The following is a 13,279-nucleotide window of genomic DNA, read 5'->3' as shown; positions in this document are numbered from 1 at the left end:
CTTCATTTTATTTGTCCCCATAGCTAAATCGGGAAATCTGGAAAAAGATGAAGGAGAAAACAAAAAGGAAGAGTTACATGTAAAGTATGTTATCTTTACATGTAACGCAATTTAGCCTAGTTTACTCATAATATTTAAAATATCACTGGTTTTTTCTTGAATCTCTTCCACATCATCGGTTAAGCTATTCATCTCTTTGGCATTCGTGCTCATTTTCGCCGAACTATCGACGATACCACCTACAATGACACCAATGGTTGCTTGGATTTGAGTGAGTGAGTGACTTGTTTTATCGGCAAGCTCGCGAATGTTATCGGCAACAACGGCAAACCCACGACCATGCTCCCCGGCCCTAGCTGCTTCAATGGCGGCATTCAGTGCTAAAAGATTGGTTTGATCGGCTATATCACCAATCATATTTAAGATGTCATTTGCCTCTTTCGCATTTTGTGTCAGTGTACTGAGGGTTTCGGCAAGGTGCTGTTGAACCAAGCCCATTTCGTGCATCGATGCCGTTGTCTTTTTCACGATACGATTAAGATCACTGAGCGGTTCATTTTTGATTGTTGCCACAGAGCTCGCTAGTTGATCGGCATTTTCATGAAGTTGTGCACTCTGTTCTGCATTTTCACGAATCATTTTAGCTAAGGCACTCCCAAGCGCATTCACGCCCTCAACCAACTCTTTAAGCTCCCCATTGGTTGCAATAGCAATAGGCTTGCTAAAGTCACCCTTTTGAAAATCTTTGAGAGAAGAGAGTGTTGCTTGCATCACTTCATTCACCTTAGCAATCATCGCATCAATTTCATAGGAGAGACGATTGGTTAAAAAGTTAGAAGAGACAAAAGAGGTTTTGTTGTTCATATAGCCATTGGACATTTTAGAACAGATGATGAGCACTTCACCAACGACTCGAATATCATCTAAATGTAGTTTTTCAAAGTCTTTAAACGTTTTGTCGATCACACTCACCGTTGAGCCTATTTCATCCTCGGCATGGTCATTCAAACGTTCATCAATAAGGTTCTTTTTGTTGGTAACATACAGTCCAAAATCTTCTACATACCGTTTTAAGTCCGCCATTCTGCTACCAATGAGTTTTTGGCTCAAATAGCGTGAGATAAACGAAAAAAGTGTTACAACCACTAAGAGAATAATGCTGTTACGCAGGATTAAAGAAAGCAACGCCTCATCCAATTTTTGCTTCTCTTTCACAACCAAGGCATCAATATCATCGGCATAAACACCCGTTCCTATAATCCATCCCCACGGTTTAAACCCTTCGACAAAGGAGATCTTCGCTTGCGGTGTCGTAAAACCAGGTTTTTCCCACAGATAGTTCACCACACCTTTACCATTTTGAGTAACAATCTGAACCATTTCGTTAAATAAAAACTTTCCTTTAGGGTCTTTTGAACCGCTTAAATTAGCTCCATCTAAGGAAGATTTGATGGGGTGCATCACCATTTTAGGGGTAAAATCATTAATCCAAAAGTAACCGTCTTCGCCAAAACGCAACTTTTTGATTGCGGTTTTTGCTTTTTCTTGATACGCTTTAACCACATTTGGATCACTGTTGTCGGGGTCATTTTGCAATGCTTCATAAAACGAATTCACCACATGATACGCAATTTTCACTTTATCGGAGAGTGCTTCAACCTTTTCACGTGTCATCACGGCACGAACGCTATCCAGTCGTTCGGAAGCATCGTTTTTCATCAAAAAAGCAACGACTACCGTCGAGACTACTGCTGTCAGCACCAAAGAGATGATAAGAAGCAAGGTAACTTTAAATTGTATGGATAAATGTTTCATTATTTTCCCTCACTTGCGCGCATCGTGGCATAAAGTTTTGAATACGTTTCCACCTCATCTCGACTTGCCATTTTACGAACAGAGAGATAATGGTCTTTTCCAAAAGGGAAGATAGTCGCATAAACCCAATAATACTTTCCACTTTTGGTGTGATTTTTAACAAATCCTTGCCATGTATTTCCTTGCTTAATAGTCTCCCAAAGCTCTTTAAATGCCGCTTTTGGCATATCAGGATGACGGATCATATTATGTGGCCGTCCAATCAACTCTTCTAATGTATACCCTGAAAATTTTGCAAAGGTTTCATCCGCATAAACGATAACGCCCTTTGCATCGGTTTCTGAAACCAATAAAGACGTTTCATCCAATAAAATTTCATCGCCTAAGGTTTGCATTGATATATCCTTAACATCATCTTTTGCTTGATTATAAAGGGAGTTGCATTTAAAGTTTATTAAAGTATAGTAGCAACTTTCATTATTTACATATTATTAACAGCGATATGTTAAAATGTCACCATTATAACAACACAAGGAATGCGGATGTTCTTACTTAATAAAAAGATTTTTCTTCTCGTCACGTGTCTAGCTCTTGGAACACAAAGCTATGCAGAGGAGGCAAAAAAACAGCCTACATCTGCTGCAACCAACACCCCTGCTCCTGCGGTTGATGTATTTAAAATTGCTTCGGCTAAAGAAGAAGCACTCATACTTCAATACCCTGGTAAAACACTCAGCTCACAAAGTGTCACGATCAAAGCCAGAGCCAACGGTATTTTGCTCAAAAAATTCTTCAACGAAGGTGATTTTGTTAAAGAAGGTGATGTACTCTATAAAATAGAACCCGATACCTATGAAGCTGCGCTCAATCTTGCAAAAGCCAATGTCAATGCATTAGATGTTCAAATGCAAAAGGCGGGAAAAGATTGGGAGCGCATCCATGCACTTTATGATGCAGCCGCTTCCAGTGAACAAGAAAAAGATACCGCATACTGGGCGTATGAGGGAGCTAAAGCTAGCTTAGCCAGTGCCAAAGCCGCTTTACAAAATGCCGCTATCAACTTAGATCGAACAACGATTAAAGCAACCATGAGCGGTATGACAGGACTGAAACAAGTCGATGTTGGTGCACTCGTTACCGATGGTACTGCTCTTGTAGATATTACCCAAATCAACCCTTTACATGTAGAATTTTCCATCCCTGATATTGATGTGATGAAACAAAAATACAACATCAAAAACGGTAAATGGTCAAATCCAACCGAGGGGAAACTCAAAGCTTCTTTACACGTTGGCGATGCCAAATTTAAAGAAATTGGTGTGGTAGACTTTTTAGACAGCTCCCTCAATGCCAAAACAGGCTCACTCAAAGCTCGTGCTACCTTTAAAAATGTCGATAAAGAGCTTTTGCCTAACCAATTTGTGAAAGTTAATCTGATTGGTTTGACACGTAATAACGTTATTAAAATTCCTCAAAAAGCGGTGCTTCAAAATCCACTTGGAACCGTTGTATTTGTCGTAGAAGATGGTAAAGCCGTTGTTAAACCTGTAAAAATGGGCGAAGCGAGCGAAAATGACTACGTTATCGAAAGTGGACTCAAAGCTGGCGATGTTGTCATCGTTAATAACTTCTTCAGAATCAAAGCTGGAGCCCCTGTCAAAGTGGATAAAGTGACTAACGAAGAGGCAAAATAATGTTCTCAAAGTTCTTTATCAACCGCCCTATTTTTGCAACCGTTGTTTCGATTGTCATTATTTTGGCGGGTATTATTGCGATTAAATCGCTTCCGGTTCAAGAGTACCCTAGCATTGCACCTCCACAGATTATTGTCTCTGCAACCTACCCAGGAGCCGATGCGCAGACCTTAGCGACCACCGTTGCTGCTCCTTTGGAAGAAGAGATTAACGGTGTTAGCAATATGCTTTATATGACCACAACAGCTTCTCCAAGTGGCAATGTAAACATCAGTGTCTATTTTCAAATTGGAACCGATGTCGCGCAAGCTAAAGTCGATGTCAACAACCGTGTTCAGATTGCGACCAACAAACTTCCTGAAGCGGTACGTAGACAAGGTGTTTCAACCAGAGAGCGTTCCCCTGACATTTTGAAAGTTTTGGCACTGACTTCTAAAGGAAATGTTCATGACACAACCTTTATCTCCAACTACGCACTGGTCAATATTGTCGATGACCTTAAGCGAATTCCAGGAGTGGGTGATGTGAGTATTTTCGGTAATAAAAACTATTCGATTCGCGCTTGGATTAACCCTGATAAATTGGCTACCTATGAGCTCACAACTGCCGAAGTTGTCAATGCCATTAAAAGTCAAAATGAGCAGTATGCTGCAGGTCAAATCGGACAAGAACCGATGGAGAAAGAGCCAACGTTTACCTATACCGTCAAAACCGATGGCAGACTTAAAAATGCAACCGAATTTGAAAATATTATCCTTAAGTCTAATGCGGATGGTTCATCGTTAAAACTCAAAGATGTTGCCCGTGTTGAATTGGGTGTTGAAGCTTACTACTTTGGTGGTATCTACAACAATAATCCAATGATCCCTATAGGTATCTTTTTAGCCTCAGGGGCTAATGCATTGGAAGTCTCTGATCTGCTCGATAAAAAACTGGCTGAAATTTCAACTAATTTTCCAGCAGACCTTCAAATCAATACAGCATATGATCCCACCACCTTTGTAAGGGAATCAATCCATGAGGTTATTTTTACCCTACTCCTTTCCATTGCCCTCGTTGTGGGTATTATTTACCTCTTTTTAGGAAATCTTCGAGCAACATTTATCCCTGTCCTTGCCATTCCGGTCTCCATCGTTGGAACCTTTGCAGGCTTTTATGCCGCAGGCTTTTCGATCAACCTTCTCACCCTCTTTGGTCTGACCTTAGCGATTGGTTTGGTGGTTGATGATGCGATTGTTGTTATCGAAAATGTCGAGAGAATTTTAAGGGATGAAGAAGATTTAAGCGTTAAAGATGCGACGATTAAAGCCATGCGTGAGATCACCAATCCTGTTATCGCCATCGTCATGGTTTTGTGTGCCGTTTTTGTTCCTGCTGCCTTTATGGGTGGGTTTAGTGGCATGATGTACAAGCAATTTGCGATGACCGTTATTATCTCAGTTACCATTTCGGGTATCGTTGCGTTGACGTTGACACCGGCTTTATGTGCCCTTTTATTACGTAAACATGAGAGTGAACCTTTTTGGCTCATCCAAAAATTTAATGCACTTTTCGAAATAGGCACAAAACTTTTTTCCACAGGCGTACGTAAAACCATTCGCTTCGGCATCATGAATGTGGCCGTTTTTGGGGTGATGATCTTTGCAATCTATTTGATTACAACACGTATTCCAACAGGGTTAGTTCCTAACGAAGATAAAGGGATTATCTTAGTCATCAACAACCTTATGCCAGGTGCTTCTTTAGGTCGTACTCAAAAGGTTAGCCAAGAGGTCAGTAATTTTGCATTCACAAATCCCAATGTGGAACGTGTTGGCGCAATGTCGGGAATTGACTTCATTACCGGCGCGTATAAAACCGATGCAGGTATTAGCTTTGTACGTCTCAAAGATTGGGATCAACGTCCTCGTGCGGATCAAACATCCCAAGCCATCGCTGGTCAAATGATGATGGGGCTTTTTCAAAATAAAGAGGCAATGCTCATTCCTGTGACACCCCCTCCTATTATGGGTATGAGTACCACGGGTGGCTTTGAAATGTACATTCAAGATCGTACAGGCTCTGATATCCAAGTGCTCGATAGTTACGTGAAAACTATCATTGAAAAAGCAAGTGCTCGTAAAGAACTTGCGGCCATGCGTACAACACTCAATACCAATGTACCGCAATTTCTTATCAATGTTGATAATGAAAAAGCTAAATCTTTAGGGGTGGATGTCGCTGATATTTTTACAACGATTCAAGCAACGTTTGGTAATACCTATACCAACGACTTTAACCTCTTTGGTCGAACCTATCATGTCAATGTTCAATCGGAAAGCACCTTTCGAGAAGGCACCGAAAACTACAATGATATTTTTGTCAAATCCAGTGAAGGAAGACTCGTCCCAATTAGCTCATTGGCAAGTATTAAACGCATTGTAGGTCCATCGGTTGTCCAAAAATTCAATATGTTCCAAGCCGCACAAATTTCAGGTCAACCTGCCCCTGGATACAGTTCAGGTGATGCGTTACGCATTATTGAAGAGGTGGCAAAAGAGGTTCTGCCTAATGGCTATACCATTGCATGGGCAGGAACATCCTACCAAGAAAAACAGCTTGAAAAAAGTGGAAATACTGCCTTTATTTATGCCATCATCTTTGTTTTCTTAATTTTGGCTGCCCTTTATGAAAGCTGGACGATTCCATTTGCCATTGTACTTGCTGTTCCCTTTGCACTCTTTGGTGCTGCCCTTGCAGTCTATTTTAGAGATTTACAAAACGATATTTACTTCCAAGTCGGTCTTGTAACGCTGGTTGGATTATCGTCTAAAAATGCCATTTTGATGGTTGAATTTGCAATACAAAAAATGCATGAAGGCTATAATCTCTTAGATGCAACGATTGAAGGTGCACGTATTCGTTTCCGACCGATCGTTATGACTTCTTTTGCTTTTATTGCAGGAACACTCCCCCTTGCCTTAAGCACAGGTGCGGGAGCCAATAGCCGCCATATTATTGGAACAACCGTTGTGGGTGGTATGATTACATTGACCTTGATCGGTACTTTCTTTGTACCGCTCTTTTTCTACCTTATTATGAAGACTAAAGAGAAAATTGATTCAAAAAGGAGTCATTCATGACTCGTAGTATTACCCTTTTATCCTTTGTCACGATCCTCTTTTTGGGTGGATGTTCACTCTCTCCTGAGCTGAATGTTCCGAAAGTGGATCTTCCCCAAACGACGCAAGAAGCTTTACATGTAAACAAAGAGTGGTGGAAACAATTTAATGATGCGCAACTCAATGCTCTTGTGGATGAAGCACTTCTCGGCAGTGATGATCTTAAACTCTCCGCTTTAAAAGTCATTAAAGCTCGCCAGGCTTACGGGCTCAGCACAGACAATGAGTTTCCAACACTCAGTGCCAATGCAGGTGATACACGTATGAAAACTAGTGATGAAGCCTACAGCACAAAAAGTAAGGGAGCTACGTACTCAGACTTTACACTTGGGCTAGGGCTTGCTTACGAAGTTGATTTTTGGGGACGACTCTCTAATCAAAGCGAATCTAACTGGTCACTTTACTTAGCCACACAAGCTTCACGCGAAACCGTTCGCAATGCACTCATTCACGATGTAATCAGTGCATATTTTAACCTAGCTTCACTCCAAGCGCGTATGGCTATTTTAGAAAAAACTGCACAGTCGTATAAAGAGAGCTATGAATTTAGATCAAAACAGCAAAAAGTGGGAACGATTAGTGATGTCTTGGCTAATCAAGCGCTTGCTCAATATAACAACGTTAAAGTCTCTCAAAACAGCTTGATGGAGAGTTATAAACTCCAACAAAGTGCTTTAACGATTTTATTGGGCAAAAATCCACAAGCACTTTTTGAAGATAAAAACTCAGAAGCAAGCTTACCCAATGCACTCACAATACCTGCAGGTGTACCTTCCACACTGATGGAAAATCGCCCCGATATTCAAGAAGCACTGGAAAATCTTAGAAGTAAAAATGCACTTATTGGTGTTGAAAAAGCCGCCTATTTTCCAACCATTAGTCTCACAGGAGGTTACGGTCAAGAGAGTGATGATCTAAGCAATATCCTTAAATCAACGGCCAATCGCTGGAGCTTTGGACCAAGCCTCAGCGTGCCTATTTTTGATTTTGGGCGTATTAAACAACGTGTTGCTATCTCCGAAACCGATTTGCAATCTTCGCTTGTAAGCTATGAACAAAGTGTCAAGAAAGCTTACAAAGAGGTACATGATGCACTGGCAAAAGAGAACTTAGCCCAAAGTAGACTTTCCTTCCAAGAAGAAGAGCTGAAAGCCTATCAAAAAGTGCTAGACCTCTCTACCAAACGATTCAATCAAGGTGTTGCTAACCAACTTGAAGTCTTAGATGCCCAAAAAGGCGTTCTTTCTGCTTCTTTAAATGTTGTTGCAACCAAACAATACTTACTAACCTCACAAGCAGAACTTTTCAAAGCACTCGGTGGTGGATGGCAAGAGAGTGAACTTTTGACAACCAAATAAAGATTATATGATGAATGTCAAGGGGTAAAGGGTGTTTTTTTGAAAGATTTTGATTTTTTTGAAGTTTTAAGAGGAAAGAGGCTTTTAAGCCTCTAACCTTGTTTTTGAGCGAATTGAGTGATAAGCATATCGAGCTTAGCATCAATTCTAACGATCATTTCGTGCTTTTCTTTTGCTTCGTTTTGTTTTTCCCATAGGTTAACGACATCCAACTCTAAACGTTTTACTCGTTCTTTAAGAGTTGCGATAACTGTAACAACTACGACAAGCTGACAACCAACAGCCAAACCAAAAGACAACCACTCTTGAAAAGTCATTACGCTACGCTTCTCATGCTGATGATTGAGATATTATCCGCTTTGACACCGTTAAATGTCAAACCAGTAAGAGCGGTATAAATTTCATCTTCACTTTTGTTTGATTTAACAGCCATTGAAAGATACGTTTTTAACCCCAGAGTGTTTGAGATCACAACATTTACAAGATTGTAAGGTGATGGTGTATCCGTACCAGTTGTGGAATTTAAAGCATATCCAACATATTCGCCTTCAAGAAAAGAAGCACAAAAAGCACTTGCAACCGTATCATCGCATGGAAGATTAAACGAACTTGTTTTTGCACCAAGTTTATTTTTAATTAATGTTTGTCCCATTGTTATGCCTCTTTCTTGTCATAGAATAAGTTTGAATAGTCACATTTTGTTGAAGACTTAAAGCTCTCATCAAATTGACCGATCACAGCCGTTTGAATTTCAGCGAAAGATTTTGTAGCTTTAACGTGAGGAATAGACACGCTAGCACTTTGTCTTTGACCGCTAAGATATTTTTTGCCTACACTAAACTTTTTAGCGTTGAGAACCGCAGGATTAGCAGTTGTGCCACCCTCAAATTTTTGCTCATAAAAAGATAATTCACCCTCTAAGATTGCGCCTAAAGTTGTCATATCCGCCACACTACCTGAAGCCGAAACAGTATTGACGTTTCTACCGGCAATTTTTTGTTTGATCATTGGTTTACCTTTGCGTTTGATTTTGTTTTGCAAAACATGGGAAGAAGTTTAAAAGTTTTTTTGAAATGTCAATATAGGTGTTTCAAAACAACGAAAAGAAGAGACTTAGAGATAAGTCATATTGACATTTCATTTTTAAAATTATCATTCAAATCATATTTAAGATAAAAAAAGGGGGAAAAATGGCAGTATCTGCAACAGATTGTCAAACGTTTTTAAAAAGTAGTTTTGGATTAAAAAATGTCACGAGTACAACATTAAGTGAGTTACGATGTCTTACATGTGGAAAAATAGCTTATCAATCAGGGAGCTACGTTTATTGTAAAAGCAATATAACGGCACACAGAAAAACAAACCTAGATTATGCAATAGCTATCACAAAAAATAAAGCCGACCTAGTAAAAGCTTTAGAAAATTATACATTTACAGATACAGCAATGTAAAAGAGAGGGAGCTCACGCTCCACCGCTTAGTCACTTAACGATTGTTGAGATATAAAAGCAAAGAGCGGGCTTTTAAGGTGGAGTTTGTGAAATTTTATGTATTTTTGAGAGTGTTTGGCGTTCGAATCTGCCACTCAGTTTAGACGTGTGTTTTGGCGCAAAGCGCACTTTTTGGTCGGGGCTATCATTAACCAAAAGTGGGACATAGTCCCATTCTTGGTTAATGCCCCTTATACCCTAGCGGGTGGCGGGAGCTTTATTTTTAAAGCTTTAACTTTGTTAAGTTTGGATTCTGCGTTTGACAAAGAGAAAGAGAGGCGTGAGCCTACATGTAGGCTAATCTCTAAGACCTTTTGAACAATCCAGTCACAATGCTTGTTATGTTAAAACCACCTACCTCTAAATGGTTACGACATGAAAGAGCTATATCACCCTCATTTTTATTTAACTTGACATTATTAAGCACGATCTGATGACTCATATTTGCATTCGTTTTAATAATGCCTTTGAATACAGCCCAGTAACCGAAATCATCTATTGGAGATTGAGTATCGTCCGAGTATTCTATCTTTAAAATCTCACTCACTTTCATGGTCGTTAATTCATTAAAAAAAGCTAGACAATCGGCTACACTTTTAGCTTCGACTTGATTTGTGATCGTTCTACGTCCTTGTTTTAATTGCACTCTATAAATTGGCATTTTTACGCTCCCAACATTATTGATATTCTTTTTACATACTCTTTGGATAATTCACAATCTTTTAAACCATTTTCATTCGTATCAACACCAAGAACACGACAAGCTTCTTTTAAAGTTAATGGAAGATCAGAATAAACAGAACCACCAAGCATTGCAACAACTCTTTCAACATAAAGAAATCCAAGTTTACAACCACTTAAACCATTTTCAGAAGTATCACAACCTAAAAGTGAGGCTATAGTTTTAATATTACTCAACTGATTAGATGATGGAGTACCACCAAAAATTTTAACAATTGGAGCGAAATCAGGATAACAACAAACAACAGGAGGCAAAACTCCATAAACCGTCCACTCATCACCCTTACAATAATAATAACCATCTATTTTATAAACTTCAGAAATTATTTTTATAACAGTTTCACCGTCATTACCAATAAAAGCAAAAGCATCTTCAAAAGTATCAAAAACAACTAAAGCTGAATTACGGAATAAGGGATATTCCGCATTTAGATTAAAAATAACATATTTACCAAGAGCAGACAATAAATAATTATAAGACTCTTCATAACTAACACCCATAAAAGAAGTAAAATAACCCCTAATATAATTAGTAAAAAAAGAACAAAGCATTAAACCATGTTTAGAATCTTTTAAAAAAGGATTTCCAGCACTTGGAAAACGAGAAATACCAAGACAAGAAAGTGCGGGTAGTGAATTCAAAAAACCATGAAGATAACAAAAACCAACACCATAAAAAGATGTTTTAAAGAGAGGAACATCGGAATCTAAAAAAAAACTATCAAAAATAACATCATTTTTAAGAATAGGTTTAACCCCAGTATAGGCAGGCTGAAAATAATCATATGAATCATAATATGGAATAGTAGAAGATGACATAAAAAACTACTTATTATGAACATATGCAAGAGCATTAATTAAATTCATAAATTCTTCACTTAGACCAGTTAATTTGCCGTTAGAGTCTTTTGTATACATAAAGTCGGCTGCTTTATTAAGATCGTTTACATCAAGAACGGAAGCAGTATCACGTCCAAGAATTTTCTTCATGAGAGTAGTATCCTGAGCAGTAAATGACTTTGTGAAAAGCTTAAACATTAAAGTCTCATTGTAACGTGATGCCATATTATTACCTAAGCCCATATGTAATTGCTCACGGTTGTAGAGGGAGTTTTTGGTAGAATTCATTAAATCCAAAGAACTGCCCATTGATGTTGAACTAGAAACACCTTGTTGACGAGAATAATTACCCGCATGAGTAAATATAATACCAGCAGTCATAATATTATCTTGATTAGAACCTTGAAAAAATCCCATTCTACGAAAAAGCTTAACACCTTTAAATTTTCTCATTTTAGCTAAAGCTCTTTTAGCGGGGTCAGCAATTAAAGACGCACCCAAAACTTCAACAAGATGGAATATTTTTGAAACAAAAGCCTCTTGTGTACGAACAGCTTGCATAATAAAACCAAAAGTTAAAACATTCATAGAACTCTCGACAGCTTCTTTTAAAATAGGATTTTCTATATCTTTAGTAAAACCTTGAATAATCTTTTTTGACTCCTCATATCCAACCATCATGATAATTGTTTCAAAGAATTCTTCAGCAGAGTTTTTTCCAACTTGCTCGACAGTTCCCATTTAACACCTCGTTTTTTCGAGAATGTTAAAAGTATTTTTAAAATGTCAATAGAGGGGGAAGAAAAGAACGAGAGAGACGAATGTTAAAAAAAGATTAATGATAATTTAAGAATAGTAAACAGCCTAAAAAAGGCTATTTACTAAATGAAGTATCATTCTTATATTGATTAACAGAACTTTCAACCATATCACCATATGATTGATTAACAAAAAATTTAAAATAGAAAAAAACTACAGCAAAAACAAAAAAGAGAACAAAAACATAATCTAAAAAAGAAAAATTATGTTTTTCATTATTTCTACCTTTAATCATATTAAGCCCCTTGATAATCTTTAATTAAATCATCAACCATTTTAGCATAACTTTCATAACCAAAACATGTAGAAATATCAGTAGGTGAAACAATATCCTGATCTTCATCATCTAACTCAAAGTTTTTCTCATCTGTTGCATTAATTGCAGTAACCGCATTTTTAACCAAATTAGCCTCACGAGGAGCCATATCAAAAAGAACATTCTCATCAATATCCTTAACGGTTGTTGGTGTTCTTTGATAAACTCTTGCCTCAACCTCGTTTGATCTGTGACTAACTTCGATCTCACGAGGAGACATACCGACAACACTATCAGACTCTAAGATGGTCGTTTCGATTGGTGACTTTGCGAATTCATTAGCTTCAGCAATATATGAATTTTTGGAAGCTTCAATCTGCAACGGTGTCATACCTGAAAGGTTTGTTGCTTCGAGTACACTATTATCTAAAGCACTCGTTTTAAACTGATAGTTTTTCATCATAGCAAGATTTTTTTGATTTAAAATTTCTTGCGCAGTCATCTTTGTGTCGCCCACTTCGGTTGTAGCTTCTTTATCTTTTTTAGCTTGATCTGCTAAATCTTTATTAAGAGTATAAGATTTATCCATAAAACCTGTAGCAATATCCATGTATTTTAATAACCCATACATGTAATCATTAAAAACATCAAACTTCGAGCCAAAAGTAGAGGTTAATGTGCCTATAGAAGTAACCAAAGATTTAGTATTCTGAGTTAAAACAGATGGCAAAGTAGCACCACTAGGAGGAGGAACTAAAGCATCTTGTTGACGAGTAAGATAATCCTCTAATTTACCCATATTTTCCAAAGTATACTTAAGATTTTCAGCTTCTTGTTGTTTATTTTTAGCCTCTTTTAAATCATCACCTGAAGCAGTTTTCATATATTCAGACAATAAAGTATAAGCAGTACTAAAAAGATCAATAGCCACCTAATAGCCACCTTTGTCTTACCTGAAATTTTAGACATAGAAATAGCACTTTCAAGAGCAGACATCGCAACTTCTTTACTAGTAGGAAGATTAGGTCTAAAATTAGTGTTATTTACGGGCGTAGAAGAACCGAAGGAACTTCAACACCAGGAATAGTGGAAGGAGTAGACGGTT

Annotated in this window: 14 protein-coding genes and 1 pseudogene; 4 read left to right on the top strand and 11 right to left on the bottom strand. The window is 38.0% G+C overall.

From position 1 onward, the window contains the following. Nucleotides 1–111: 111 nt before the first annotated feature. From SJPD1_RS14970 to SJPD1_RS03825, 3 genes and pseudogenes are all read right to left on the bottom strand, one after another. Nucleotides 112–498: a methyl-accepting chemotaxis protein gene (locus SJPD1_RS14970; protein ID WP_420855360.1), complete on the bottom strand. Its 387-nt coding sequence runs from the start codon at nt 496–498 to the stop codon at nt 112–114. 771 nt (nt 499–1,269) lie between these two features. Next, nucleotides 1,270–1,674: pseudogene (locus SJPD1_RS14965) on the bottom strand (cache domain-containing protein); the annotation flags it as partial. 140 nt (nt 1,675–1,814) lie between these two features. After that, nucleotides 1,815–2,210 carry a PAS domain-containing protein gene (locus tag SJPD1_RS03825; RefSeq protein ID WP_096046036.1) on the bottom strand — a complete coding sequence of 132 codons (396 nt, stop codon included), beginning with the start codon at nt 2,208–2,210 and terminating at the stop codon, nt 1,815–1,817. A gap of 147 nt (nt 2,211–2,357) precedes the next feature. On the opposite strand from SJPD1_RS03825, the gene SJPD1_RS03820 reads away from it, so the two are divergent. Genes SJPD1_RS03820 through SJPD1_RS03810 form a run of 3 tightly spaced genes read left to right on the top strand, consistent with a single transcriptional unit; the run spans nt 2,358 to nt 8,028 of the window. Further along, on the top strand, nt 2,358–3,509 hold the full coding sequence (locus tag SJPD1_RS03820; protein ID WP_168171313.1) for an efflux RND transporter periplasmic adaptor subunit: 1,152 nt from the start codon (nt 2,358–2,360) through the stop codon (nt 3,507–3,509). Then, the gene (locus SJPD1_RS03815) at nt 3,509–6,631 is read left to right on the top strand and encodes an efflux RND transporter permease subunit (protein ID WP_096046034.1); all 3,123 of its coding nucleotides are present in this window, start codon (nt 3,509–3,511) and stop codon (nt 6,629–6,631) included. The genes SJPD1_RS03820 and SJPD1_RS03815 overlap by 1 nt, the downstream gene beginning before the upstream one ends. Continuing rightward, entirely contained in the window at nt 6,628–8,028 is a 1,401-nt protein-coding gene (locus SJPD1_RS03810; protein WP_096046033.1) for an efflux transporter outer membrane subunit, read from the top strand. The genes SJPD1_RS03815 and SJPD1_RS03810 overlap by 4 nt, the downstream gene beginning before the upstream one ends. 92 nt (nt 8,029–8,120) lie before the next feature. Here SJPD1_RS03810 and SJPD1_RS03805 read toward each other — a convergent pair whose 3' ends face one another. The 3 genes from SJPD1_RS03805 to SJPD1_RS03795 are packed head-to-tail and all read right to left on the bottom strand — an operon-like array spanning nt 8,121 to nt 9,036. Next, on the bottom strand, nt 8,121–8,345 hold the full coding sequence (locus SJPD1_RS03805) for a hypothetical protein (protein ID WP_096046032.1): 225 nt from the start codon (nt 8,343–8,345) through the stop codon (nt 8,121–8,123). Continuing rightward, on the bottom strand, nt 8,345–8,680 hold the full coding sequence (locus tag SJPD1_RS03800) for a hypothetical protein (protein ID WP_096046031.1): 336 nt from the start codon (nt 8,678–8,680) through the stop codon (nt 8,345–8,347). Before SJPD1_RS03800 ends, SJPD1_RS03805 begins: the two co-directional genes overlap by 1 nt. A 2-nt stretch (nt 8,681–8,682) precedes the next feature. Further along, nucleotides 8,683–9,036, bottom strand: coding sequence for a hypothetical protein (locus SJPD1_RS03795; protein ID WP_096046030.1), 354 nt, complete (start codon nt 9,034–9,036; stop codon nt 8,683–8,685). 182 nt (nt 9,037–9,218) lie between these two features. Between SJPD1_RS03795 and SJPD1_RS03790 the strand changes: the two genes are divergently transcribed. Next, a complete protein-coding gene (locus SJPD1_RS03790; protein ID WP_096046029.1) occupies nt 9,219–9,479 on the top strand; it encodes a hypothetical protein in 261 nt (86 codons plus the stop codon). Nucleotides 9,480–9,822: 343 nt separating this feature from the next. Here SJPD1_RS03790 and SJPD1_RS03780 read toward each other — a convergent pair whose 3' ends face one another. The 5 genes from SJPD1_RS03780 to SJPD1_RS03760 all read right to left on the bottom strand — a co-directional run bounded on the left by SJPD1_RS03780 (nt 9,823) and on the right by SJPD1_RS03760 (nt 13,105). Further along, nucleotides 9,823–10,179, bottom strand: coding sequence for a hypothetical protein (locus SJPD1_RS03780; RefSeq protein ID WP_096046027.1), 357 nt, complete (start codon nt 10,177–10,179; stop codon nt 9,823–9,825). Nucleotides 10,180–10,181: 2 nt separating this feature from the next. Continuing rightward, complete coding sequence (locus SJPD1_RS03775) at nt 10,182–11,078, bottom strand: hypothetical protein (protein WP_096046026.1); 897 nt, start codon at nt 11,076–11,078, stop codon at nt 10,182–10,184. 6 nt (nt 11,079–11,084) lie between these two features. Next, nucleotides 11,085–11,840 carry a hypothetical protein gene (locus SJPD1_RS03770; protein WP_096046025.1) on the bottom strand — a complete coding sequence of 252 codons (756 nt, stop codon included), beginning with the start codon at nt 11,838–11,840 and terminating at the stop codon, nt 11,085–11,087. Nucleotides 11,841–11,973: 133 nt separating this feature from the next. Continuing rightward, nucleotides 11,974–12,153 carry a hypothetical protein gene (locus tag SJPD1_RS03765; protein ID WP_096046024.1) on the bottom strand — a complete coding sequence of 60 codons (180 nt, stop codon included), beginning with the start codon at nt 12,151–12,153 and terminating at the stop codon, nt 11,974–11,976. A 1-nt stretch (nt 12,154) separates the two neighbouring features. Beyond that, complete coding sequence (locus tag SJPD1_RS03760) at nt 12,155–13,105, bottom strand: hypothetical protein (protein WP_096046023.1); 951 nt, start codon at nt 13,103–13,105, stop codon at nt 12,155–12,157. Nucleotides 13,106–13,279 lie beyond the last annotated feature (174 nt).

It is taken from the genome of Sulfurospirillum diekertiae, from assembly GCF_002309535.1.
GTDB classification, from domain to species: domain Bacteria; phylum Campylobacterota; class Campylobacteria; order Campylobacterales; family Sulfurospirillaceae; genus Sulfurospirillum; species Sulfurospirillum diekertiae.
This window is presented reverse-complemented; position numbering and strand designations above follow the sequence as displayed.

Bases quoted from the DNA above. Each gene is read 5' to 3' on its own strand.
- SJPD1_RS03770 (WP_096046025.1), bottom strand. From the start codon at position 11,840: ATGGGAACTGTCGAGCAAGTTGGAAAAAACTCTGCTGAAGAATTCTTT.
- SJPD1_RS14970 (WP_420855360.1), bottom strand. From the start codon at position 498: ATGGGCTTGGTTCAACAGCACCTTGCCGAAACCCTCAGTACACTGACA.
- SJPD1_RS03810 (WP_096046033.1), top strand. From the start codon at position 6,628: ATGACTCGTAGTATTACCCTTTTATCCTTTGTCACGATCCTCTTTTTG.
- SJPD1_RS03780 (WP_096046027.1), bottom strand. From the start codon at position 10,179: ATGCCAATTTATAGAGTGCAATTAAAACAAGGACGTAGAACGATCACA.
- SJPD1_RS03795 (WP_096046030.1), bottom strand. From the start codon at position 9,036: ATGATCAAACAAAAAATTGCCGGTAGAAACGTCAATACTGTTTCGGCT.
- SJPD1_RS03800 (WP_096046031.1), bottom strand. From the start codon at position 8,680: ATGGGACAAACATTAATTAAAAATAAACTTGGTGCAAAAACAAGTTCG.
- SJPD1_RS03825 (WP_096046036.1), bottom strand. From the start codon at position 2,210: ATGCAAACCTTAGGCGATGAAATTTTATTGGATGAAACGTCTTTATTG.
- SJPD1_RS03790 (WP_096046029.1), top strand. From the start codon at position 9,219: ATGGCAGTATCTGCAACAGATTGTCAAACGTTTTTAAAAAGTAGTTTT.
- SJPD1_RS03765 (WP_096046024.1), bottom strand. From the start codon at position 12,153: ATGATTAAAGGTAGAAATAATGAAAAACATAATTTTTCTTTTTTAGAT.
- SJPD1_RS03775 (WP_096046026.1), bottom strand. From the start codon at position 11,078: ATGTCATCTTCTACTATTCCATATTATGATTCATATGATTATTTTCAG.
- SJPD1_RS03820 (WP_168171313.1), top strand. From the start codon at position 2,358: ATGTTCTTACTTAATAAAAAGATTTTTCTTCTCGTCACGTGTCTAGCT.
- SJPD1_RS03805 (WP_096046032.1), bottom strand. From the start codon at position 8,345: ATGACTTTTCAAGAGTGGTTGTCTTTTGGTTTGGCTGTTGGTTGTCAG.
- SJPD1_RS03815 (WP_096046034.1), top strand. From the start codon at position 3,509: ATGTTCTCAAAGTTCTTTATCAACCGCCCTATTTTTGCAACCGTTGTT.